This window comes from Micromonospora sp. RTBAU3-60, assembly GCF_054963695.1.
Window position 1 is genome coordinate 230,803 of record NZ_JBUEGB010000002.1, and the last position, 22,446, is coordinate 253,248.

The following is a 22,446-nucleotide window of genomic DNA, read 5'->3' on the forward strand; positions in this document are numbered from 1 at the left end:
GCGCCCGGCGGGGCAGGCTGCTGAGAAGCAGCCGTCGGACCGCCGAGGAGGGGGCGTGGTGCGCCTGGACAAGCGGTTCGTCGGGCTGCTCGTGCTGGCCGCGCTGCCGCCGATCGTGGAGGCCACCGTCCTCAACGTGGTGGGGTTCCGTGCTGCCGAGGGGATGGCTCCGCAGATCACCGCCGTGTGGCCGTACGACACGTACCACGACCTGCGGTGGCTGTTCGTCTACCACGACTCGTGGCCGGGCTTCGCCCTCGGCATGGTCGCTCTGGTCCTGTTCCGGGCGTCGCTCACCGCCGGGCTGGTCGCGCTGTCCTGGCCACGGCAGGTGCCCTGGCCGGGCCTGGGTTGGCTGGTCCGGCGGAACCTCGTGCTCACCGTGGTGATCGCCGCGGTGGTCTCGCCCTGGGCGGCCCTGTCGATGGCTGCTTCGGTGGTTGCTCTCTCCTGGCTGTTGTTCGCCTCGCTGGTGCCGCTGTTCCTGCTCGCGCCGTTCCTGCAACGCGCGGCCGTGCGCGGCGCGTGGTGGCGCGGGCTGCCCTCGATCGAGTTGGTCGGCTGGTCCCTGCTCAACTTCGTGGTGCTCACCGTGGGTGGCGGGGTGGTCTGGGTGATACCGCTCGGGTGGGACGTACCGGTGGCGGCGGTCGCCGGGTTGATCAACGGCCTGCTCTGGCAGCGCACCGTGGCGGCTGCCCTGCTGCCGCGCCGCGCGGTGAAGTGGGCGCGGGTGCCGGTGGCGCCGCTGGCCGTGCTGCTCGTCTTCGTCGTGCCGCTGGTGGTGCAGCCGGTGTTGCAGCTCTTGCCCGGGACGTCCCCGAAGGGGCGCGCCATGGTGCTCGACCGGCCCCTGCCGCCCGGCGTCCGGCACGCGGTGATCTTCCTCGACGGCCACGGGAGCACGTCCGGCGGGCAGCCGGCCGTCGACCCGAACGTGCAGCAGTTCTCCTATCGGGGCCTGGACCCGCGGGGCCAGCCGCTGCCGTACTCGGCCCGGGACACCTACCGGTCGATCGAGTCCAGCGTGGGGCTGCTGGCCACGCAGGTGGACCTGCTGCACCGGCGTACCGGACGGCCGGTGGCGCTGGTGGGGCAGAGCGAGGGGGCCCTGGTGGCCCGGACCTACCTGGCCGTCCGGCCGCACCCGGTGGTGGACATGCTGGCCATGTTCAGCCCGCTGATCAACGCCGGCCGCTCCTACTACCCGCCCGCTGGGGCGTCCCGCGGCTGGGGCGTGGCCGCCGGGTGGGAGCTGCGTGTCCTCTTCGGCGTCCTCGACTCGTTCGCCCACACCGGCAGCGGGCCGGAGGAGCCGTTCATCCGGTCGGTGCTGGACAACGCCCCCTTCTACCGCAACGGCCTGATGTGCCCGGTACCCGGCGTACGCATCGTGGCGTTCCTGCCGACCACCACGGCGATCGAAGCGCCGCCCGGCGAGTACACCCGCGTCCCGGTCTTCCAGCTGCCGGCCCTGCACGGTGGCCTGCTCAGCCTTCCGGTCGTCCAGGCGCGACTGATCAACTTCCTGGAAGGTGAGCCGGTCAGCCAGCCGCAGCCCGGCTACAGCGAGCTCCAGAACGCCGCCGCTGCCTGGCACGCTCCGCCGCTGCCGCTCTCACTCAACCCGATCTGGCGGGCCAAGCACGTGCCCGACCCGGCCTTCAGCGGGAAGATCTGCCAGTCGAGTTGACCTGGTCGCTCGGCGTCTGCCGCCGGCACCGGCGGAGCAGCACGAGGGCCGCCACCGCCAACCCGATCACCATCAGCGCCCAGACCGGCCGGAACGGAAGCAGGACCACGTGCATGGCGATGCCGAGCACCGCCACCAGCGCGGCGAACCAGACCGACCAGCGGCGGCCGGAGAAGAGCAGGACCCCGCCCAGCACCATGAGCACCCCGGTCACCAGGTGCGCCCACAGCCAGCCGGTCAGGTCGAGGTGGTAGAGCCCCTCCTTGGTGATCACCACGTACGGGTCGTCGTCCAGGTCGGTGATGCCGGAGACGGCGTCGGCGAGGCCGCCCCCGGCGAGCAGCACGGCGGCCAGCATCCGCTGGCGATTCCGCATACGCGCCTCGTCGTGCTGGGTCACCCGTCCTCCTGCCGTCGTCCGCTCCAGCCTAGGGACGGGGCACCGGCTCCGTCCGGCGCTCGGTGCGGGTTGCACCCTCCCGCAACGTCCGCCAGGCGCCGGCGGTGACCAGGGCGAAGACGCCCGCCGCCGCCCAGCCGACCGGGGCCACCCCGTAGACCTGGCCGGCGAACCCGGCGAGCGCCGCGCCGACCGGCGCGCTGACCAGACCGACCGTCCGCTGCGCCGCGCCGACCCGGCCGAGCAGTCCGGCCGGCACCTGCCGCTGCCCGTACGCCGACCAGAGGCTGTTCCAGACGGTGGTGCCGGCGGCGAAGCAGGCCAGGGCAAGTCCGCCGGGCACCGGGTGCCGGGCGACCGCGAACCCGGCCAGGGCCAGGGTCTGCGCCAGCAGCACCCCGCGCAGCGTGGGCAGGGTGCCGAACCGGGCCGCCAGCCGGCCGGCGCCGAGCGCCCCGACCAGGCCGCCGACCACCGCCCCCGCCGCGAACAGCCCGTACGCCGCTGGGGGCACGCGCAGCACCGTCAGCGCGTACAGCACGAGCACCGCCATCACTCCGCTGATCGCGAGGTTCGACCCCGCGGTCGCCAGGGTCACCCGCCACAGCACCCGGTCCCGGCGTAGCCAGCGCACCCCCGCCCACGCCTCCCGCCACACGCCCGCCCGGGCGGGAGTCGGGCGCTGCCCTTGTTCGACGGGTGCCGGGGCAGGGCGGAGGGCGAGGACGAGGAGAGCGGCCGCGGCGAAGCTGAGGGCGTCGAGGGTGAACGGGAGAGCCGCCGAGACCGCGAAGAGGACGCCGGCCAGCGGGGCGCCGAGGAAGCCACCGGCGAGCGCCGTGCCCGCCTGGAGGCGGCCGTTGGCGGCGGGCAGCGCGGCCGGTGAGACCACCGACGGGAGCACCGCGAAGGAGGCCGCGTCGAAGACCGTGCCCAGGGCGGCGAGCAAGAAGGCGGCGACCGCCAGCGCGGTGACCCCGGCCCGGCCGGTGGCGACCAGCCCGGCCAGGGCGGCCACCACGGCGGCCCGCAGCCCGTCCACCACCGCCATCGTCCGGCGGCGGTCCCAGCGGTCGGCGTACGCGCCGCCGAGCAGGCCGAGGAGCAGCGGCGGGAGTTGGCCGGCGACGGTCACCGCGGCGATCGTCCGGGGATCGCGGCTGAGCGTGGCGGCCAGCAGGGCCAGGGCCGGCGTACGCAGGGCGTCGCCGAACCGGGAGGAGACGGCGGCGGACCAGAGCAGGCGGTAGTCGCGGCCGAGGACGGAAGCGGTCATGCCGCCGGAGCCTGTGGCCTGAACCGGGTCGAGGGTCAAGCAGACGTGAGGCAACCGACGGGTAACCGAGCCTCCACCTCGCCGCGCCGGAGGTCTAGGCTGGCCCGGTGGCGGTGGAACAGCAGGCAAGGAGCACGACGAACGGCGCGACGGGTGCGGGCCGACGCCGGTCGCGGCGGGACGAGATCCTCGAGATCGCGGTGGGCCTCTTCGCCTCCCGCGGCTACCACGGCGTGTCGATGGACGACATCGGCGCCGCCGCGGGGGTCACCGGTCCGGCCCTCTACCACCACTTCGCCGGCAAGGAGGCGATGCTCGTCGCCGCGCTGATCCCGGTCAGCGAGGGGCTGTTGGCCGGTGGCCGGGAGCGGGCCGCCAACCACCCGGACGACCCGCGCGGGACGCTGGAGTCGTTGATCGACTTCCACGTCGACTTCGCGCTGGCCAACCCGGCGGTGATCGCCCTGCACCTGCACGAGCTGGATCGCCTGCCGGACGAGCCGCGCCGGCGGATCCGCCGGCTCCAGCGGCTCTACGTCGAGGAGTGGGTGACGGTGCTCACCGCGCTGCACCCCGGGCTGCCGGACGGTGAGGCGCGGGTGCTCGCCCACGCCGCCTTCGGTCTGATGAACTCCACCCCGTTCCTCGCCGGCGAGGTGGACCGCCGGCGCCGCGCCGAGCTGCTGAGCGCCGCCACCCTCGCCGCTCTCCTCGCCCCCACCGATCCCGCCTGACACGCCGCGTTGGGCTTAACGCGTGTTAAGAAGGGCCCCGGCTATGCACGAGGCGTTGAGAAGGGGCCCTTCCTTGCAGAACATGATTGAGTCGCTGCTGGTCGCCAACAGGGGCGAGATCGCCCGCCGGATCATCCGTACCGCCAAGCGGCTCGGGATCCGCGCGATCGCGGTGCACTCGGAGGCGGACGCTGGCCTGCCGTTCGTGACCGAGGCGGACGAGGCGGTGAATGTCGGCCCGGCCAACCCGGCACAGAGCTACCGGAACGTCGAGGCGATCCTCGCCGCCGCCAAGTCGACCGGCGCGCAGGCGATCCACCCCGGCTACGGCTTCCTGTCCGAGAACGCGGACTTCGCGCGTACCGTCGAGGCCAGCGGCCTGATCTGGGTCGGACCCGGCGCGGACGCGATCACCGCGATGGGCGACAAGATCAACGCCCGGAACCTGATGGCGGCGGCCGGGGTGCCGGTCGCGCCCGGCACCACCGACCCGGCGGCCGACCTGGCCGCGGCGGTCGCCGCCGCCGCGGAGATCGGTTACCCGGTGATGGTCAAGGCCGCGGCCGGTGGCGGCGGCATGGGCATGGGCGTGGCCACCGACGAGGCCGCGCTCCGCACGGAGTACGACAAGGTCCGCTCGTTCGCCGAGCGGATGTTCGGCGACGGCTCGGTGCTGATCGAGCGCTATTTCCCCCGGGTACGCCACGTCGAGGTGCAGATCCTCGGCCTGGCCGACGGCCGGGTGGTGGCCCTCGGCGAGCGCGAGTGCTCGGTGCAGCGGCGCAACCAGAAGTTGGTGGAGGAGTCCCCGTCCCCGGCGGTCTCGCCGGAGCTGCGCGAGCGCTTCCTGGCCGCCGCCGTGCGGGCCGGCGAGGCGGTCAACTACCGCAACGCGGGCACCGTGGAGTGCCTGCTCGACCCCGCCACCGGGGAGTTCTTCTTCCTGGAGATGAACACCCGCTTGCAGGTCGAGCACCCGGTGACCGAGTACGTCTACGGCGTCGACCTGGTCGAGGAGCAGTTGCGGGTGGCCGCCGGCCTGGCCCCGACCTTCGACCCGGACGCGCTCGCGCCGCGCGGGCACGCCATCGAGCTGCGGATCAACGCGGAGGACCCGAAGCGCTTCCTGCCTGGCCCGGGCGCGATCACCACCTGGAACGAGCCGGCCGGCGAGGGCGTCCGGGTCGACTCCGGATACGTCGCCGGCAACACCGTCACCCCGTTCTACGACAGCCTGATGGCCAAGCTGATCGTGAGCGGCAAGGACCGCACCGAGGCCGTCGAGCGGGCCAGGGCCGCCGTGGCCCAGTTCGAGATCGCCGGCCCCAAGAACAACCTCCCCTTCTTCGCCGAGCTGCTGGAGAACCCGGAGTTCCTCTCCGGCGACTACGACACCGGCATCGTCTCCCGCATGCGCTGACCCCCGAGCCTCTCGTTGATCATGAAGTTAGCGGCGACAAAACGGACAATTTTTGCGGCTAACTTCATGATCGACAAAGCGCGGGGCGGTGGGCGCGGCCGGGTGACATGCTGAAGGGACCCATCACGTAAGACCGTCACAGTGAGGTGACCCCTTATGGCGGAACTGCCGGACTTCGTCTCCATCCGGGAGGTCGGACCCCGGGACGGACTCCAGAACGAGGAGCCCATCCCCGCCGACGCCAAGGTGCGGCTGCTCGACGCCCTGTCGCGCACCGGCGTGCGGCGGATCGAGGCCGTCTCCTTCGTGCATCCCAAGGCGATCCCGCAGATGGCCGACGCGGACGAGGTGTGGCAGCGGGCCGCGAAGGTCGAGGGGGTGCGCTACTCCGCCCTGGTGCCGAACACCCGGGGCGCCCAGCGGGCCCTGGCCGCCGGGTTCACCGAGATCGAGGTGGTGGTCTCGGCCAGCGACACGCACAACCGGCGCAACGTCAACCGCTCCACAGAGGAGTCCCTCGACGACATCGCGGAGCTGATCGACCTGCTGCATGGCGCGGGCGCCCGGGCCGAGGTGATCATCGCGACCAGCTTCGGCTGCCCGTACGAGGGGGACGTCGACCCCCGGCGTGTCGCCGACATCGTCGACCGCGTCGTCCGGGACGGTGCCGACCGGGTGGCCTTCGGCGACACCACCGGCATGGGTACGCCCCGCCGGGTCCGCGAGCTGATCACTGCGGTACGCGACCGTAACGCCCACATTCCCGTGCTGCTGCACTTCCACAACACCCGGGGCACGGCGCTGGCGAACCTGCTGACCGCCATGGAGCTGGGCGTGACCGAGTTCGACGCCAGCGTGGGCGGCCTGGGCGGCTGCCCGTACGCCCCGGGGGCCAGCGGCAACCTGGCCACCGAGGAGGCCGTGCACATGCTGCACGACATGGGCATCGACACCGGGATCGACCTGGCCGCGCTGATCGAGGCCGCCGAGCTGGCCGAGGAACTGGTCGGCAAGAAGCTCCCCTCGGGCGTCCTCCGCGCCGGCCCCCGTACCCGCCTCACCCCCCTCCCCGCCTGAGCACAACACCCGCGCCCGCGCGCCGAGCCGCAGGACCCGTGTTGATCAAGAGGTTTGCGCCCGCTTCCAGGCGGCGGGTCGGGACGCAAACCTCTTGATCAACCAGTCAGGCCGGCGAGTAGAGCGGGCGCGGGTCAGCGGGCGAGGGCGCCGGACTCGGTCGGCAGGCCGGCGGTCACCCAGTCCTCGATGCCCTCGGCGTACTTGTGGACGGCGGTGTAGCCGAGAGCGGTGAGCCGGTCGGCGACCCGACCGCTGTTCGGGCAGGCGGGGTTGGAGCAGTACGTGACGATCGGGGCGTTCCGATCCGGCAGCAGCTCGCCGGCCCGCTCGGCCACCTCGGCCTCGACCAGCGGGATCGCGCCGGGCAGGTGCTGCCGGGCGTAGTACTCCCCGCCGAGCGCGTCGACGACGGTCACGGTGCCGGCATCGATCGCGGCGCGCAGTTCGTCCCGGGTGATGAGGGCGGTCATGGCATCCTCCTGAGTAAAGGGACTACAGTCCGGTTATGCCTCGGAACGTTAGCGGACCGCAGTCCGTTTCTGCCACCCCTCCGCCGGAACTGCTGGAGTTGCGTACCTCACCACCGCGGGAGCGGGCCGACGCGGCGCGCAACCGGGCGGCGGTGCTGGACGCGGCGGCGGCGCTGTTCCGGGAGCGCGGCGTGGAGGCGGTCTCGATGGACGCGGTGGCCGCCGCCGCTGGAGTCGGCAAGGGGACGTTGTTCCGCCGGTTCGGCGACAAGGCCGGTCTCGCCGTGGCCCTCCTTGACCAGCAGGAACGCGTACTCCAGGAGGCGATCCTCTTCGGCCCGGCCCCGCTCGGGCCCGGCCCGGCCGGTGCGGAGGCATCCCCACGCGACCGGCTTCGGGCGTTCGTCGCCGCCTACCTCGACTACCTGCTCGCCCACCTCGACCTGGTCCGGATGTCGGAGACCGCCTCGCCGGGCGCCCGTTACCGGATCGGCGCCTACCGGTTCTGGCACCGGCACGTGGCCCTGTTGCTGGCCCGGCGCGAGGATCCGGTGGCCGACGCGCACACCCTGCTCGCCCCCCTCGCCGCGGAGCACGCACGCGCAGTCCGCGCCGAGGTCGGCGACGAGCGGCTGCGGGCGGCGGTGCTGGCCCTCGCCGACGCCTTCACCGGCTGACCCTCTTCGGCGCCCGTGCCGCCGGCTTCCGGCCCCGGTTCTCGGGGCGACGACGGGCTTCCGCCCAGGCTGGCAGTGGCCGGGGTGACCGCCGTGGGCTGGGTCGCCGGAGCCGGCGCGGATGCGCTACCCTAACGATCGTTCAGGTCGGTCGACGCGCCCAACGAGGCGCGGGTGGCGAGGGAGTCGGCGTGACGCTCGACGGTGAGGCCCTGGAGCAGCTGCGCAAGCGCGCCAAGGCCGGCGGTGCGGACAAGTACCACGCGGCGAACGCCGCCAAGGGCAAGCTCTTCGCCCGGGAGCGGGTCGCGCTCCTGGTGGACGAGGGCTCGTTCGTCGAGGACGGCCTCTATGCCAACGCGCTGGCCGAGGGGTTGCCCGCCGACGGCGTGGTCACCGGCACCGCCACCATCGACGGCCGCCCGGTCTGCCTGATGGCGAACGACTCCACGGTCAAGGCCGGCAGCTGGGGCGCGCGCACCGTGGAGAAGATCATCCGGATCATCGAGCGGGCGTATACGACCGGCGTGCCGATGGTCTACCTGGTCGACTCGGCCGGGGCCCGGATCACCGACCAGGTCGAGCTCTTCCCGGGGCGGCGCGGCGCCGGAAAGATCTTCTGGAACCAGGTCCGCGCCTCCGGCTCCATCCCGCAGGTCTGCGCCCTCTTCGGGCCGAGCGCGGCCGGTGGGGCGTACATCCCGGCGTTCTGTGACGTGGTGGCCATGGTGGACGGCAACGCCAGCATGTACCTCGGCTCCGACCGGATGGTCGAGATGGTCACCGGCGAGAAGACCACGCTGGAGGCGATGGGCGGGGCCAAGGTGCACTGCGCGGAGTCCGGTGTCGGGCACTTCCTCTGCAAGACCGAGGCCGAGGCGCTCGACGTGGTCCGCCGCTACCTGTCGTACCTGCCGGCGAACTGGACCCAGGCCCCGCCGGCCGCCGAGGCGGTGCCCGCCCCGGAGAAGGCCGACCTGGCCGCGCTGGTCCCGGCCAGCGAGCGGCAGGCGTTCGACATGCGCCGGTACGTCAAGGGCCTGCTCGACGAGGGCAGCTTCTTCGAGATCCAGGCGCTCTGGGCCAAGGAGCTGACCATCGGCTTCGGCCGGCTGGGCGGCGAGGTCGTCGGCGTGGTCGGCAACAACTCGATGTTCAAGGGCGGCGTGCTCTTCGTCGACTCGGCCGACAAGGCGACCCGGTTCGTGCAGCTCTGCGACGCGTTCAACGTGCCGCTGCTGTTCCTCTCCGACGTGCCCGGGTTCATGGTCGGCAGCGCGGTGGAGAAGCAGGGCATCATCCGGCACGGCGCCAAGATGATCACCGCGATCTCCGAGGCGACCGTACCCAAGATCTGCGTCGTGGTCCGCAAGGCGTACGGCGCCGGGCTCTACGCGATGGCCGGCCCTGGCTTCGAGCCGGACGCGACGATCGCGCTGCCCACCGCCAAGATCGCGGTGATGGGTGCGGAGGCGGCGGTCAACGCGGTCTACGCCAACAAGATCGCCGCGATCGAGGACGAGGCCGAGCGGGCCGCTTTCGTCGCCGCGAAGCGCGAGGAGTACGAGCGGGACATCGACATCGTCCGGCTCGCCAGCGAGCTGGTGGTGGACGCCATCGTCGAGCCGCACGAGCTGCGCGCGGAGCTGGTCCGCCGGTTCGCCGCCGCGCGCGGCAAGGACCGGCACTTCTCGAAGCGCCGGCACGGCGTCACCCCGGTCTGACCCGGCCGCGACCCGGACCGAGTCAGCGATCCCGTCCCGGCGTCACGAGCGCCCGGCGGCCCATCCACACAGGAGGAGCAGATGGACTTCCGGCTCAGCGAGGAACAAGAGGCGCTGCGGGAGAGCGTGCGGGACTTCGCCCGCGAGGTGGTGGCACCCGCCATCGCCGAGCACTACGAGCACCACACCTTCCCGTACGAGATCATCCGCCAGATGGGCAAGATGGGCCTGTTCGGGCTGCCGTTCCCGGAGGAGCACGGCGGCATGGGCGGCGACTACTTCGCGCTCTGCCTGGCCCTGGAGGAACTGGCCCGGGTCGACTCCAGCGTGGCGATCACCCTGGAGGCGGCGGTCTCCCTCGGCGCGATGCCGATCTACCGATTTGGTACTCCGGAGCAGCAGGCGCGGTGGCTGCCGAAGCTGCTCAGCGGCGAGGCGCTGGCCGGCTTCGGGCTGACCGAGCCGGGCTTCGGCTCGGACGCCGGGGGCACCCAGACCCGCGCCGTGCTGGACGGCGACGAGTGGGTGATCAACGGCTCGAAGGCGTTCATCACCAACTCGGGCACCGACATCACCGCGTTGGTCACCGTCACCGCGGTCACCGGGACGAATCCGGACGGCTCGAAGGAACTGTCCACCATCATCGTCCCGTCCGGTACGCCCGGCTTCACCGTCGCCCCCGGCTACTCCAAGGTCGGCTGGACCGCCTCGGACACCCACGAGCTGACCTTCGACGACTGCCGGGTCCCGGCGGCCAACCTGCTCGGCCAGCGCGGCCGGGGCTTCGCCCAGTTCCTGCGCATCCTCGACGAGGGGCGGATCGCCATCGCCGCCCTGTCCGTCGGCCTCGCCCAGGGCTGCGTCGACGAGTCGATCAAGTACGCGAAGGAGCGCCACGCCTTCGGCCAGCCGATCGGCAACTACCAGGCGATCCAGTTCAAGATCGCGGACATGGAACTGAAGGCGCACACCGCCCGGCTCGCGTACTACGACGCGGCGGCCCGGATGCTCGCCGGCGAGCCGTTCAAGCGCCAGGCCGCGATCGCCAAGCTGCACGCCAGCACCATCGCGGTGGACAACGCCCGCGAGGCCACCCAGATCCACGGCGGCTACGGCTTCATGAACGAGTACCCGGTGGCCCGCTTCTGGCGGGACTCCAAGATCCTGGAGATCGGCGAGGGCACCAGCGAGGTGCAGCGCATGGTCATCGCCCGCGACCTGGGCATCTGAGGAGAGGAAGGGCACCCTGTCGACGCCTCGTGCATGGCAGGGCCCCGTGTCAACAGCATGGTTGCCTCACCCGGCTGTCGGATATCGGCATCCGACGGTCGGTTGGGCGACGATCGGGTGTGGCGGGTCGTACCCCGTCCGTACTCTTCGTCCCCATGACTCCGGATCATGATCGCTCGCCGGGCACGGGTGGTCGTACCGGCCTGTCCGATCTGCTGCGCGGGCACCGGCTCGCCGCCGGCCTCACCCAGGCCGAGCTGGCCGCGCGGGCCGGCGTCGGGGTGCGGACGGTCCGCGATCTGGAGCGGGGTCGGTCCGTCCGGCCCCAGCGCACCACGGTCGACCTGCTCGCCGACGCCCTCGGCCTGACCGGCACCCTCCGGCAGGCGTTCTTCGCTGCGGCCCGACCGGCCCCGGCCGCCGCGCCGCACCCGGCCGGACAGCACCTGACCGCCGCCGCGCCGCATCCGGCCGGGCGGCACCTCACCGCCGCCGCGCCGCGCCCGGCCGCGCGGCACCTCCCGCTCACCGGCTCCGCCACCGCCGGATCCGGTACGCCGGTCGCGCTGCCGCAGCCGGTACCGCTGATCGGCCGGGACCGGGACGTCGCCGAGGTGGCCGCCCTGCTCGCCGCCGACCATCCGGTGGTGAGCCTGGTCGGCCTGGCCGGCGTCGGCAAGACCGCGCTCGCCCTCACCGTCGCGCACGCGGCGGCCGCCGACCACCCGGGCGGCGTGGCCGGCGTGCTGGTCGGCGAGGGCTCCGACGCGACCGACGTGCTGGCCGCCTCGGTCGCGGTCCTCGGCGTGAACCGGCTGGCCGACCTCCCCGGGCGGCTCGCCGGCCGGCCGGCGCTGCTGCTGCTGGACGCGGTCGAACGGGCCCCCGGTGCGGTGACCGAGGCGCTGTGGACGCTGCTCGGGGCGGCACCCGGGCTGCGGGTGCTGGTGACCGGCCGGCGTCCGGTCGGCCTCGCCGGCGAGCTGGTCCGGCCGGTCGCACCGCTGGACGTGCCGCCGGCCGGGGTGGTGCCGGCGGACCCGGCGGCGCTGGCCCGCTGGCCGGCGGCGGCGCTGTTCACCGCCCGGCTCGCCCAGGTGCGCCGCGAACCGCCCACCCCGGCCGAGTTGCCGGCGCTCGCCGCGTTGGTCCGGCGGCTCGGCGGTCTCCCGTTGGCCATCGAGCTGATGGCCGCGCGCGGCCGGATCCTCGACGTCACCGAGCTGCTCGACCGCTACGGCGACCGCGTCCTCGACCTCGCCACCGGCGACCGTCCCGGCTGGGAGCCCGCCGATCCTGCCGCGGGCACGGTGACCCTGCGCGAGGCGGTGGCGACCAGCTACCACCTGCTCGCGCCGGCCGACCGGGCGGCGCTGCGCTGGCTCTCCGCCTTCGGCAACCGGTGGTCCGTGGAGTTGGCCGAGGACCTGCTGGCCGACGGTGGTGCGCGGGCGGACGCCGTCCCGCTGCTGGACCGGCTGCTCGAACTCGGCCTGCTCAGCGTCCGGGGCACCGGCCCGTTCCGGTTTCGCCTGCTGGACGCGGTACGCGACTTCGCCGCCGAGCAGGCCGCAGCCGAAGGCGAGCTGGCCCGGATCCGGCGCCGGCACGCGCTCGTCGTCACCGGACTGGTGGTCCGCACCGCGCCGAACCTGCTCGGCGGGGAGCCCTCCGCCGCCCTGCACCTGCTGGACGAGGCGACCACCGACATCAACGTCGCCCTGGCGTACGCGGCCGACGACGATCCGGAGACCGCGCTACGGCTGGCGGCGGCCCTGCCCCGGTGGTGGCGGCTGCGCGGGCGGGACGTCTCCGGACGGCGGTGGCTGCGCCGGTTGCTGGACGACCCGCGTACCGCCGAGGCCGACCCGCTGCTGCGGGCCTGGGCGCTGATCGGCGCGTCCGGGCTGGCCGCCGAGCACGGTGCCGCCGCGGAGGAGGTGCCGGGCGCACGGGCCGCGTTGGCCGCCTTCCGCGCGGCCGGGGAGGTGACCGGGGAACTGTGGAGCCGGTTGGTGCTCGGCACGCTGCTGCCCGCCACGGGCGCGCACGACGAGGCCCGGGAACAGGCCGAGGCGGTGCTGGAGTTGGCCACCCGGCACGGCCGGGCGCGCGAGATGGCGGTCGCCCAGACACACCTGAGCTGGCACGACGTACGGGTGGGTGAGCTGGCCGGGGCGCGCCGCCGGCTGGCCAGCGTGGACCGGCTGGCGGCGCAGTCCGGTGAGCAGCAGCTCCGGCTGCTGGCCCGGGCCCACCTCGCCGAGGTGGCCCGCCTGGACGGCCGGTACGCCGACGCCGTGGCGCAGGGGCGGCGGGTGGCGCGGGCGCTGGCCGAGGTAGGCGACCCGGGGCAGCGCCGCCGGGTGCTCGGCACGGTCGGGTTGGCGCTCGCCCAGGCTGGGCGGGTCGACGAGGCGCTGGCGGTGCTCGCCGAACTCCGGCCCACGCTTCCGGTGCCGGCGCAGCGCCGGCCGGCCGATGCCGGGAGCGGGGACCGGACCGGCGTCGGGGCGGACCACGGCCGGCCGGAGGACGCGGTCTGCGCGCTGATCGAGGGCCAGGTCGCGCTGCACCGGGGCGACCGCGAGCTGGCGGCGGAGTGGTTCGCCGCGGCGGCGGAGGCGGCCGTCGCCGGCCCGGACCGGCGCGACCTGATCGAGGCGCTGGTGGGGTTGGCGGCGAGCACGGCCGACCTGGCTGTGCTGGACCGGCTCGATCGGGCCCGCCGGGACAACGGGATCAGCCTGCTGCCGCCGGAGGAGGACCTGCTGTACGCGTTGGTGGCCCGCCGGGACCGCACCCGTCGGCGCTGACCGTCGACGGCGAGACGGGCTCCGCCGCAAGCGCTGGCCCGCGGGTCCCGGGGGAGCGGGGGTGGCGCGAGCGAAGTAGCCCCCTGGTACTGCCCCTCGCTCATCGCTCGCGCCGGCACCCCCCCGGTGCGCCCCCGCTGCTGGGAAGCCTATCCACGGCGCGTGGGGTGTTTAGTGGCCTTTGGGGGGATTCGTCCCGGCGCTTAGTTGGTTCTGCCGGTCTTTCTGCCGGTCGGTGGACGGCCGCTCAGCAGCCGGCCGCAGCCGGTGCGGGGTCGCTGCTCCCGGCGGTCGCCCCCGGGTGGACCGCGTCGCGGACCCGGCGCAGCCCGTCCAGGAGGGCGTCCAGGGCGGCCGGTTCGAGCTGCCCGGTGAACCACTGCTCGATGATCTGCAGGTGACCCGGCAGGGTCTCGTCCAGCCGGGCCAGGCCGGCGGCGGTGACCACCGCGTACGAGCTGCGCCGGTCGGAGGGGCAGGCCCGGCGGCGGATCAGGCCGTCACGTTCCATCCGGTCGACCACCCGGGTCACCCCGCTGGTGGACAGGGAGGTCTGGGCCGCGAGGTCGGTCATCCGGAGCTGGTTGCCGGGCGAGCGGGCGAGTCGGGTGAGCACCTCGAACTCCACCGGAGAGAGGCCGTGCTCCTCGAACTGGGCGGCGAACCGGGCCGACAGCCCGGCGTGCGCCTCGACGAGGAGGCCGACCGCGGTGATCCGGGGATCGTCGAACACGTTCTGGTTCACGCCACCATCCTAGCAGTACTTGACACACGGAATATTGCCGTGCCTATAGTTGCTTAGTCAGTCGTTGGACTACTCAACAATCTCCCTGGAGGACAGCACCATGACCAGCAGCACCGAGGCGGTTACCCGCGACTGGGAGGGTCTCACCATTCCGGCTGCCGGCACCTACCTGCTGGACGCCGCTCACAAGCGGGTCGGCTTCGTCGCCCGCCACATGATGGTGAGCAAGGTACGCGGTGAGTTCGGCGACGCGACCGCCACGATTACCGTCGCGGAGGACCCGACGCAGTCCTCGGTGACCGCCACCATCCAGACGGCCAGCATCCACACCGCCATGGCCGACCGCGACGCGCACCTGCGCAGTGCGGACTTCCTCGACGCCGAGAAGTTCCCGACCCTGGAGTTCCGCAGCACCGGCGTGAAGTCCCGGAGCGGCAGCAACTTCATCCTGTCCGGCGAGCTGACCATCAAGGACGTCACCCGCCCGGTGGACCTGGAGGTCGAGTTCGAGGGCGTCGGCCGCAGCCCGTTCGGCCAGGACATCTTCGGCTTCTCCGCCAGCACCGAGATCGACCGGGAGGACTTCGGGCTCACCTGGAACGTCGCCCTGGAGACCGGCGGCGTGCTGGTCGGCAAGAAGATCAAGATCGAGATCGAGGGCGAGGCCATCCGCCAGGCCTGATCTCCCCGTACGACCCCCGCGGGCCCGTGCCGTCACCCGACGGCACGGGCCCGTTCGCGCGTACGCCGATGAGGTGCGAATTGTCACGTCCAGTTCACCGCTTGCCGGTGGTGCGGTGGGTGTCGCCTGGGTAGGAGTCCAGACCTGCGTCCGGCCCCTGGCTTCGCCGGCCGGGGGGCACCTAACGTGAATGGTTCACAACGCGTTTCGGGACGGAACGTTCCGTTGCGCCTCGCGCCGGGAGGACAGATGGGCAGAGACGTCGAGCAGGGCGCCTTCTCCCGGGAGGACCGGGTCCGCTACCGGCAGAAGGTCCGGCGGTGCCTGGACGTCTTCGCGTTGATGCTGGACGACTTCGGCTTCGACGCCGACCGCCCGATGACCGGCCTGGAGATCGAGCTGAACCTGGTCGACTCCGCGGCCGAGCCGGCCATGCGCAACGAGAAGATCCTGGCCGACATCGCCGACCCGCTCTTCCAGACCGAGCTGGGCCAGTTCAACCTCGAGCTGAACACCCCGCCCCGGCTCATCGAGGGCAACGGCTTCGGAAACTACGAGCGGGACCTGCGCAACAGCCTGGCCCGCGCCGACGAGCGGGCCGCCCGGTCGGACGCCAAGATCGTGCTGGTCGGCATCCTGCCCACGCTCACCGAGCGGCACCTGATCGCGGACAACCTCTCCACCGACGAGCGCTACCGGGCGCTCAACGACCAGATCGTCGGTGCCCGGGGCGAGGACTTCGAGTTGGACATCCGCGGCGTCGAGCGGTTGCAGACGCACAACGACTCGATCGCCCCGGAGGCCGCCTGCACCAGTCTCCAGTTCCACCTCCAGGTCGCGCCGGACAGCTTCGCCGACTACTGGAACGCGTCCCAGGCCATCGCCGGTCCGCAGGTGGCGGTGGGCGCGAACTCGCCCTTCCTCTACGGCCGGCAGCTCTGGGCGGAGACCCGGATCGCCCTGTTCCAGCAGGCCACCGACACCCGACCCGACGAGCTCAAGGCGCAAGGTGTACGGCCCCGGGTGTGGTTCGGGGAACGCTGGATCACCTCGATCTTCGACCTGTTCGAGGAGAACGTCCGCTACTTCCCGCCGCTGCTGCCGATCTGCGAGGACGAGGATCCGGTCGAGGTCCTGCACGCCGGCGGGGTGCCCCACCTGGGCGAGCTGCGGCTGCACAACGGCACGGTCTACCGGTGGAACCGGCCGGTCTACGACATCATGAACGGCCGCCCCCACCTGCGGGTGGAGAACCGGGTGCTGCCGGCCGGGCCGACCGTGGTGGACATGCTCGCCAACGCGGCCTTCTACTTCGGGCTCGCCCGCAGCCTCGCCGAGGCCGACCGTCCCATCTGGAGCCAGCTCACCTTCAGCGCCGCCGAGGAGAACTTCCACGCCGCCGCGCGCCGAGGCATGGAGACCGTCCTGCACTGGCCCCGGCTCGGCGAGGTGCCGGTGACCAAGCTCGTGCTCGACGTCCTGCTGCCCAGGGCCGCGGCGGGGTTGGACCGGTTCGGTGTCGCCCCCGCCGAGCGGGACCGCCTCCTCGGCGTCATCGAGCAGCGCTGCCGTACCGGGCGCAACGGCGCGACCTGGCAGACGGAGACCGTGTGGGCGGCCGAGCGGCACCGGGGCCTGGACCGCGAGGCCGCGCTGCACCACATGCTCCAGCGTTACGCCGAACTCCAGCGCAGCAACGAGCCCGTGCACACCTGGCCGGTCGACTGATCACCACGGCGGGACTGGTCGTGCGTGGCGGACGTCCGCCGGACCGGCCAACGGATTGCCGCGGCCGTCAGCGGCCGCGGCGGCGGGACCTGGCCCCGACGGCCGGCGCGCCGCCCTCCGCGCTGCCGCTGGTGGTTTCGTCCATTCCGGAGGCGTCCACCGGGGAGCGTCCGGTTTCCGTCCGGGTGGCCGCGTCCACCTTGGACCCGCTGGTCCCGGCCAACGCCGGGGTCCGCTGCGGCGGGACCGCCCGGCCACGGCGGGCCGTGCCGGGGGCCGGAGTCGACGTATCCTCCTCGGCTGGCCTGGCCGGATCCGGGCCCGCCGCCCAGCCCGGTGTCGCCACGAGGGCCGTCTCCCCGTCCCCGGGCGTCGGCTCGGCGGGGTCCACCGGGTCCGCCGGGCCGGCCTCGAGGGCGGGCGGGGCGAGGTCGTCCGGCGCACCGGTGCGTTGCCGGGGCAGGGTCGCCCCGGTGCGCCCGGCGGCCCGGCGGTCGGCCCGCTGGGCCAGCGCCGCCACCAGGGCCGAGCCTCCGACACCCGCGATCACGGCGTACGGGGCGATCAGGTGGGCGGACACCTGCTCGGCGGCGATCGCTGCCAACCTCGGCACGGCCAGCAGATACGCCAGCGCGACCAGGAGCGGCCCGGCCGCCCCGGAGGCCGCCGCACCGACCCGCCGCTCCGCCACCCCGGCGGTACGCCGCGCCGCCAGCGCGCCGATGACCAGGGCGGAGCCCAGCGAGAGCAAGGCGCCGGGCCAGTAAAAGTAGTCCCGGATCCAGAACCGCTCGCTGTCGGCGCTGATCTGCCAGATGCCGAGCTGGGCGGTGGTCAGACCACGGCCGGAGAGCACTCCGTCCACCATCGACACCACGGCGAGCAGCCAGAGCCAGCCCGTGGTGGCGACGAGGTTGGCGGCCGCTGCCCGGGTGTGCAGCGCCCAGGCCGCGAGCAGCAGGCCGAGCAACAGCCCGACGAGGGCGTACCCGGCGGCGACGGCCTGCGGCGACGAGGTGTCCGGCAGCCGGGCGGCCCGGGCCGGCACGGCGACCAGCAGCACGGTGATCAGCGCGCCGACCGCGGCGGCGAGGGCCAGGCCGAGCCTCCGCACCGTGCCGTCCGGCTCGTCGTCGGCGGTGCCGCGCAGCCGGTGGGCGCAGACCGCCCCGGTGATCACCGAGGTGGCCGAGATCCAGGTGGCCCAGACGAGGCTCGCCACCCAGGCCGCCTCGGCCCGGCCGGTCGCCGCCGGCGCCCAGTTGATGATGCCCAGCCCGTAGCCGAAGCCCAGCTGCGCCGCCCCGGTGCCGGCGGCGACGCCGAGCGCGGTGGCGGTCGATCCTCCCCAGCCCCGTCTGGCCATGTCGGGGAGCGTAGCGTCCCAGGGTCGGCGCGGCGAGTCTTGACGGAGCTCGATCTGCGGCGCGGGTGGGCTTGGCGGCACCGGATACGGTCGCCCGGGACTGAGGCGGTGGAGGCGATGACGGACGACGGGTACCCGGATGGGCAGCCCGGGGCGGCCGACCCCGGACCGGACCGAACGAGACTGGTCCTCGGCGGTGGCCTGGCGATGGTCCTGCTGGCGGTGGTCGGGGCGAGCGGCGGCTGGATCCTCGCCGGCGACGCCGATCCGTCCACCCCGCCGGCCGCGACCGGCAGCAGCGCACCCGTGTCGAGCGGCGGTACGCCGACCCACGCGCCGCCACCATCCACCAGGCCGGAGCGGAGCCCAACCGGCACCCGTACCACCACGCCGGCCGGGCTGACCGTCCCCGACCTGGTCGGCGCCGACTTTGAGCGGGCCCGGCGGGAACTGCACGACCGGAAGCTGGGCTGGCGACTGGTCTTCGGCACCGGCTCCGGCCGCAATGTCGAGCGCACCTCGCCCGCGCCCGGTACGCCCGTCCGGCCCGGCGTCACCGTCACCCTCTGGGTCGCCGGTCCGGCGCCGGCGGTGTCCGTGCCCGACCTGCTCGCCCAGGACTGCGGCGACGCGGCTAATGACCTGGTCGCCGCGGGGCTGTACCCGCGGTACCGCACCGGTCGCCGGGGCCCGGTCACCGCCCAGGACCCGGTCCCCGGCAGCTCGGCCCGGTGGAACGACCAGGTCGCCCTCACCTGCGGCGACGAGCCGTCCGCGGCGACGGCCACCCCGCCGCCGACACCGTGACGGCCGGCTCGCCGCGCTGATCCCTGCCGATGGTGCCCCCGACCGCTACCGTGGACGATCGAGGGCCAGGGCGCCCGTCCCGGTGGGGAAAGGACGTGCCGATGAGCGACGACCGCCAGGAGCCACCCGCCGGGAACGACGACGCCACCCGACACCTGCCATCGGAGCGGGACGGCGACGCGGACGCGACCCGGGCGATGCGGTCCGGCGGGCCGGCCGAGGACGACGCGACGCGGGCGATGGGCAGGTCCGAGCACGCCGACGCGACCCGGGCCATGCCGCCGGCGGGCGGTCCGGCCGGGCGGGAGCCGGCCGACGCGACCCGACCGCTGCCCCGGGGCGACCAGGACCCCACCGCCCGCCGGCGGGCCCCGGACGCGACCGCCCGTCAGGAGCCCGTCGCCGCCGCACCGGCCTGGTCCGGCCGCGCCGGGGTGCCCCCGCCGCGCCCGGTCGGCTATCCCGAGCCCGCCACCGAGTGGTACGCCGAGGAGCAGGGCGGCCGCCGCTGGTGGATGCCGATCCTGCTCGGCATTCTCGCGCTGGTGCTGATCGCGCTGATCGGGTTGGGTGTCTGGCTGGCGCTCCGCGCCGCCGAGCGGAACTCCGGCCCGGCCACCGTGCCCTCGGTCGTGCCGAGCACCGTGCCGGAGACCAGTGCGGCACCGACCACCACCGCGCCGAGCACCTCGCCACCGACCACGCCACCCACCTCCGCTCCGGCCCGGGTGCCGGTGCCGCCGCTGGTCGGGCTGCCGGAGGACGCCGCCCGGGCGGTGCTGGACCGGCTGAACGTGGACTACCGCGTGGTGCGCCGGACGTCGGACCGGCCGGCCGGCACGGTGATCGAAACCGACCCGGCCGCCGGCGAGCTGATCTCCGACGGCGACCAGCTCACCGTCGTGGTGGCGAAGGCCGGGGCGCCGACGACGGCCAGCGCGACCCCGACACCCGGCCCGACGGCCACGGTCACCCCCTGAGCGTCACCACTGCCGGCGTCTGGTGCACACCAGGCCCAGGCCGGCCAGTGAGATGCCGAGGCCCAGCAACCCCGAATAGAACAGTGACCGGCTGAGGTCCGTCGAGTTCCGCGTCCCGTCCGCGCCGGCCAGTACGCCCTCTCCGGCGCCGCCGCCGGCCCCGTCCGGGGTGGGCGATGCTCCGGCGTCGGCCCCCGGTGCACCGGCGCCCGACGTACCGGCCCAGCCCGGGTCCGCCTCCGTGTCGGCGGGGGGTGCGCTGCCCTCCCCGATCACGGTGATCTCCGGAGCCGGCAGCGGCTCGGTCAACTGCTCGGTGGCGGAGAAGGCGGGGTTGCGAACCACGAGCGCGAGTGCGGTGGCGAGGCCGAGGAACGCCAGGAGTCCGAAGGTGTAGCCGATACGGGACCGGTGGTGCCGCCGCGCGGCGGGCAGATTGACCATGACCATCCCAGGTTCAGGGTCCGGGACGCGCGGGGTGGAGACTTTGCCGGGGTGGGCGTACCGATTCTATGGCGGCGGTAGCTGCCCCGGCCGGGCAATCGGGAGGTCAGCCGACCCGGATCGGGGTCCGGATGACGGGACGTCGGGCCCGTACGGTGTGTGGACGTGGCGCCGGTGCGGCCTGGAGCTGCTGCAGCCCCGCCTGCTGTACAAAGATCGACCGCCGGTTGACCGCGTCCCCCGCCGCGTTCAACTCGTAGCCGTCGAGCCAGAGCCAACCGTCATAGGTCGGCCAGTCGAGCACCCGGATCACCCGGAACATGATCGGACGGAGGAACTGGACACTCGCCGCGCGAGTCACGTGCAGTACGTCACCAGAGCGGGGAAGCACATGGGCTCCTGGGAGGATCGGCCGGCGGGGAGCCGGTGGGGAAGCTGATCGGGGGACAGGTCGGGCCCGGTGACGGGGTCGTGCCTCGTGGACCGGTTGATCAGGTGGTCGGTGGTGGTCGGGTCGTACCCGCGGTGACGGGCCGACGCCCGACCATCACCCGGCTGCTCCCGGTTACCGCTCCCACCGCCGCAGCCAAACTGGCGTGCAACGGCGGGGTCTTCATCCCGGTGCAGGTCGCGAGGCGCGGGACGGCTCCCCTCCCGCCGTCCCACCCCTCGTGGGATCACCACGCGGGGAGATCATGCCGAGACGGTGAGTAACCCGTGCCATATCGACAGACTGCACCAGCGGCGTGCTTCATGCAAGTTGCACGTCGAATTTTGCCAATACGCGAGCAGGACACGTGAACGGGACGCTTGAAGCGGCCGGCACCGAAACGGCACACTGGACGCCGGTTTCGCCCGTCGCGGCCGGTCGACGACCGGCACCACCCCTGCCGCGAACGATCGCCCGCCGTGCGACCGCGCCCTAGGCGGGTGTCGAACCGGGCGCGACCGACCGGAGGTAGCCGGGTGAGCGAGCGGAGCGAACCAAGCTCGGTGAGGCGGCGTCGTGAGTGAGCGGCGCAGCCCGACCATCCGGCGTCGACGTCTGGGAGCGGAACTCCGCCGCCAGCGGGAGGCCGCCGGCATCACCATCGAAGTGGTCGCCGAGCAGTTGGAGTGCTCGGCGTCCAAGATCTCCCGGATCGAGACCGGCCACACCACCGCCACGCCCCGGGACGTGCGGGACATGCTCCGCATCTACGGGGTGGTCGGCGCCGAGAGCGACGAGCTGGTGCAGATCGCCCGCGAGGCGCGGCAGAAGGGGTGGTGGCACCCCTACAGCACGGTGCTGGTCGGGGCGTACGTGGGGCTGGAGGCGGCGGCCAGCTCGATCCGGGCGTACGAGCAGCAGGTCGTGCCGGGCCTGCTGGAGACCGAGGAGTACGCGGGGGCGATGATCCGGGCCGCCCGGCCGGACTTCACCACCGAAGAGGTCGCACAACGTGTCCGTGTCCGCCTCGGTCGTCAGTCGTTGCTGACTCAGGACGATCCGGTCGATCTGTGGGTGGTGCTCGATGAGGCGGTGCTGAGCCGGCCGGTCGGCGGCGACGCGGTGATGCGTAGCCAGCTGAGACGGCTGGTGGAGGTGGCCGAACTGCCGAACGTGACGTTGCAGGTTCTGCCCTTCGAGGTGGGCGCGCACGCCGGCATGGACGGGACCTTCACGATCCTCAGCTTCCCCGAACCGAGTGATCCCGATGTCGTGTACGCGGAGAACGCCACGGGTGGGCTCTTCCTGGAGAAGAGCGACGAACTACAGAAGTACAGCTTCATCTTCGATCACATCCGAGCAGCGGCCATTCGCCCGGAGGAATCCATCGCACACATCGCAAAACTGGCAGAGGAGCCGTTGTGGAAATGGCGACCAAGGAGTTCCCCGTGGACCTGACGCAGGCGACCTGGTTCAAGAGCTCCAAGAGCGGGCCGAACTGTGACAACTGCGTGGAGGTCGCGTACGTGACCGGGGCGGTGGGCGTCCGGGACTCGAAGGACAAGACCGGCCCCGCCCTGGTCTTCGCCCCGGGCGACTGGCACGCATTCGTCGCCAGCGCCAGGGACGGTGTGTTCGTCCGGGGCTGATCCGCCGATCCGGACAACGTGCATGGTCCCGCCCGGCAGCGTCGCCGGGCGGGGCCATTTCGTGTTCCCGGCCGGCCCACTCCGGCGACCCGTCG

Annotated in this window: 21 protein-coding genes; 14 read left to right on the plus strand and 7 right to left on the minus strand. The window is 73.4% G+C overall.

What is annotated here, in order from left to right; genetic code table 11:
- Positions 1-55: 55 nt before the first annotated feature.
- On the plus strand, positions 56-1,693 hold the full coding sequence (locus tag ACY34I_RS03220) for an alpha/beta fold hydrolase (RefSeq protein WP_462752277.1): 1,638 nt from the start codon (positions 56-58) through the stop codon (positions 1,691-1,693).
- On the opposite strand, the gene ACY34I_RS03225 is transcribed toward ACY34I_RS03220, so the two are convergent.
- Positions 1,665-2,093 (minus strand): DUF7144 family membrane protein, encoded by a 429-nt coding sequence (locus ACY34I_RS03225; protein WP_462752279.1) that lies wholly within the window; start codon positions 2,091-2,093, stop codon positions 1,665-1,667. The two genes, ACY34I_RS03220 and ACY34I_RS03225, sit on opposite strands and share 29 nt — an antisense overlap.
- A gap of 28 nt (positions 2,094-2,121) precedes the next feature.
- Complete coding sequence (locus ACY34I_RS03230; protein ID WP_462752281.1) at positions 2,122-3,369, minus strand: MFS transporter; 1,248 nt, start codon at positions 3,367-3,369, stop codon at positions 2,122-2,124.
- A gap of 107 nt (positions 3,370-3,476) precedes the next feature.
- Here ACY34I_RS03230 and ACY34I_RS03235 point away from each other — a divergent pair, with 107 nt between their 5' ends.
- From ACY34I_RS03235 to ACY34I_RS03245, 3 genes are all read left to right on the plus strand, one after another.
- Positions 3,477-4,103: a TetR/AcrR family transcriptional regulator gene (locus tag ACY34I_RS03235; protein ID WP_148793805.1), complete on the plus strand. Its 627-nt coding sequence runs from the start codon at positions 3,477-3,479 to the stop codon at positions 4,101-4,103.
- An 82-nt stretch (positions 4,104-4,185) separates the two neighbouring features.
- Complete coding sequence (locus tag ACY34I_RS03240; protein ID WP_462752537.1) at positions 4,186-5,523, plus strand: acetyl-CoA carboxylase biotin carboxylase subunit; 1,338 nt, start codon at positions 4,186-4,188, stop codon at positions 5,521-5,523.
- 156 nt (positions 5,524-5,679) lie between these two features.
- On the plus strand, positions 5,680-6,600 hold the full coding sequence (locus ACY34I_RS03245) for a hydroxymethylglutaryl-CoA lyase (RefSeq protein WP_462752283.1): 921 nt from the start codon (positions 5,680-5,682) through the stop codon (positions 6,598-6,600).
- A 134-nt stretch (positions 6,601-6,734) separates the two neighbouring features.
- Here the strand turns inward: ACY34I_RS03245 and ACY34I_RS03250 are convergent, their stop codons facing one another.
- Complete coding sequence (locus ACY34I_RS03250) at positions 6,735-7,073, minus strand: rhodanese-like domain-containing protein (RefSeq protein ID WP_462752285.1); 339 nt, start codon at positions 7,071-7,073, stop codon at positions 6,735-6,737.
- A 35-nt stretch (positions 7,074-7,108) separates the two neighbouring features.
- On the opposite strand from ACY34I_RS03250, the gene ACY34I_RS03255 reads away from it, so the two are divergent.
- From ACY34I_RS03255 to ACY34I_RS03270, 4 genes are all read left to right on the plus strand, one after another.
- Positions 7,109-7,750 (plus strand): TetR/AcrR family transcriptional regulator, encoded by a 642-nt coding sequence (locus ACY34I_RS03255; protein ID WP_462752287.1) that lies wholly within the window; start codon positions 7,109-7,111, stop codon positions 7,748-7,750.
- A gap of 191 nt (positions 7,751-7,941) precedes the next feature.
- A complete protein-coding gene (locus ACY34I_RS03260) occupies positions 7,942-9,474 on the plus strand; it encodes an acyl-CoA carboxylase subunit beta (protein WP_462752289.1) in 1,533 nt (510 codons plus the stop codon).
- An 81-nt stretch (positions 9,475-9,555) separates the two neighbouring features.
- Positions 9,556-10,704 carry an acyl-CoA dehydrogenase family protein gene (locus ACY34I_RS03265; protein ID WP_462752291.1) on the plus strand — a complete coding sequence of 383 codons (1,149 nt, stop codon included), beginning with the start codon at positions 9,556-9,558 and terminating at the stop codon, positions 10,702-10,704.
- Between the two features lie 155 nt (positions 10,705-10,859).
- Entirely contained in the window at positions 10,860-13,520 is a 2,661-nt protein-coding gene (locus ACY34I_RS03270) for an ATP-binding protein (RefSeq protein ID WP_462752293.1), read from the plus strand.
- A gap of 247 nt (positions 13,521-13,767) precedes the next feature.
- Here the strand turns inward: ACY34I_RS03270 and ACY34I_RS03275 are convergent, their stop codons facing one another.
- Positions 13,768-14,265 carry a MarR family winged helix-turn-helix transcriptional regulator gene (locus ACY34I_RS03275; protein ID WP_462752295.1) on the minus strand — a complete coding sequence of 166 codons (498 nt, stop codon included), beginning with the start codon at positions 14,263-14,265 and terminating at the stop codon, positions 13,768-13,770.
- Positions 14,266-14,365: 100 nt separating this feature from the next.
- On the opposite strand from ACY34I_RS03275, the gene ACY34I_RS03280 reads away from it, so the two are divergent.
- Together ACY34I_RS03280 and ACY34I_RS03285 are read left to right on the plus strand one after the other, a co-directional pair.
- The gene (locus ACY34I_RS03280) at positions 14,366-14,947 is read left to right on the plus strand and encodes a YceI family protein (RefSeq protein ID WP_148793812.1); all 582 of its coding nucleotides are present in this window, start codon (positions 14,366-14,368) and stop codon (positions 14,945-14,947) included.
- A gap of 249 nt (positions 14,948-15,196) precedes the next feature.
- On the plus strand, positions 15,197-16,675 hold the full coding sequence (locus ACY34I_RS03285) for a glutamate--cysteine ligase (RefSeq protein ID WP_462752297.1): 1,479 nt from the start codon (positions 15,197-15,199) through the stop codon (positions 16,673-16,675).
- A 67-nt stretch (positions 16,676-16,742) separates the two neighbouring features.
- Here the strand turns inward: ACY34I_RS03285 and ACY34I_RS03290 are convergent, their stop codons facing one another.
- Positions 16,743-18,041, minus strand: a complete 1,299-nt coding sequence (locus ACY34I_RS03290) for a hypothetical protein (protein ID WP_462752299.1) — start codon at positions 18,039-18,041, stop codon at positions 16,743-16,745.
- A 117-nt stretch (positions 18,042-18,158) separates the two neighbouring features.
- Here ACY34I_RS03290 and ACY34I_RS03295 point away from each other — a divergent pair, with 117 nt between their 5' ends.
- Positions 18,159-18,848 (plus strand): PASTA domain-containing protein, encoded by a 690-nt coding sequence (locus ACY34I_RS03295; RefSeq protein ID WP_462752301.1) that lies wholly within the window; start codon positions 18,159-18,161, stop codon positions 18,846-18,848.
- Positions 18,849-18,949: 101 nt separating this feature from the next.
- Positions 18,950-19,828 carry a PASTA domain-containing protein gene (locus ACY34I_RS03300; RefSeq protein ID WP_462752303.1) on the plus strand — a complete coding sequence of 293 codons (879 nt, stop codon included), beginning with the start codon at positions 18,950-18,952 and terminating at the stop codon, positions 19,826-19,828.
- Positions 19,829-19,831: 3 nt separating this feature from the next.
- Here the strand turns inward: ACY34I_RS03300 and ACY34I_RS03305 are convergent, their stop codons facing one another.
- Both ACY34I_RS03305 and ACY34I_RS03310 read right to left on the minus strand, forming a co-directional pair.
- The gene (locus ACY34I_RS03305) at positions 19,832-20,278 is read right to left on the minus strand and encodes a hypothetical protein (protein WP_462752305.1); all 447 of its coding nucleotides are present in this window, start codon (positions 20,276-20,278) and stop codon (positions 19,832-19,834) included.
- Positions 20,279-20,378: 100 nt separating this feature from the next.
- On the minus strand, positions 20,379-20,663 hold the full coding sequence (locus tag ACY34I_RS03310; protein WP_148793817.1) for a hypothetical protein: 285 nt from the start codon (positions 20,661-20,663) through the stop codon (positions 20,379-20,381).
- A 615-nt stretch (positions 20,664-21,278) separates the two neighbouring features.
- Here ACY34I_RS03310 and ACY34I_RS03315 point away from each other — a divergent pair.
- Both ACY34I_RS03315 and ACY34I_RS03320 read left to right on the plus strand, forming a co-directional pair.
- Complete coding sequence (locus tag ACY34I_RS03315; protein WP_462752308.1) at positions 21,279-22,160, plus strand: helix-turn-helix domain-containing protein; 882 nt, start codon at positions 21,279-21,281, stop codon at positions 22,158-22,160.
- The gene (locus ACY34I_RS03320; RefSeq protein WP_148793819.1) at positions 22,130-22,351 is read left to right on the plus strand and encodes a DUF397 domain-containing protein; all 222 of its coding nucleotides are present in this window, start codon (positions 22,130-22,132) and stop codon (positions 22,349-22,351) included. Before ACY34I_RS03315 ends, ACY34I_RS03320 begins: the two co-directional genes overlap by 31 nt.
- Positions 22,352-22,446 lie beyond the last annotated feature (95 nt).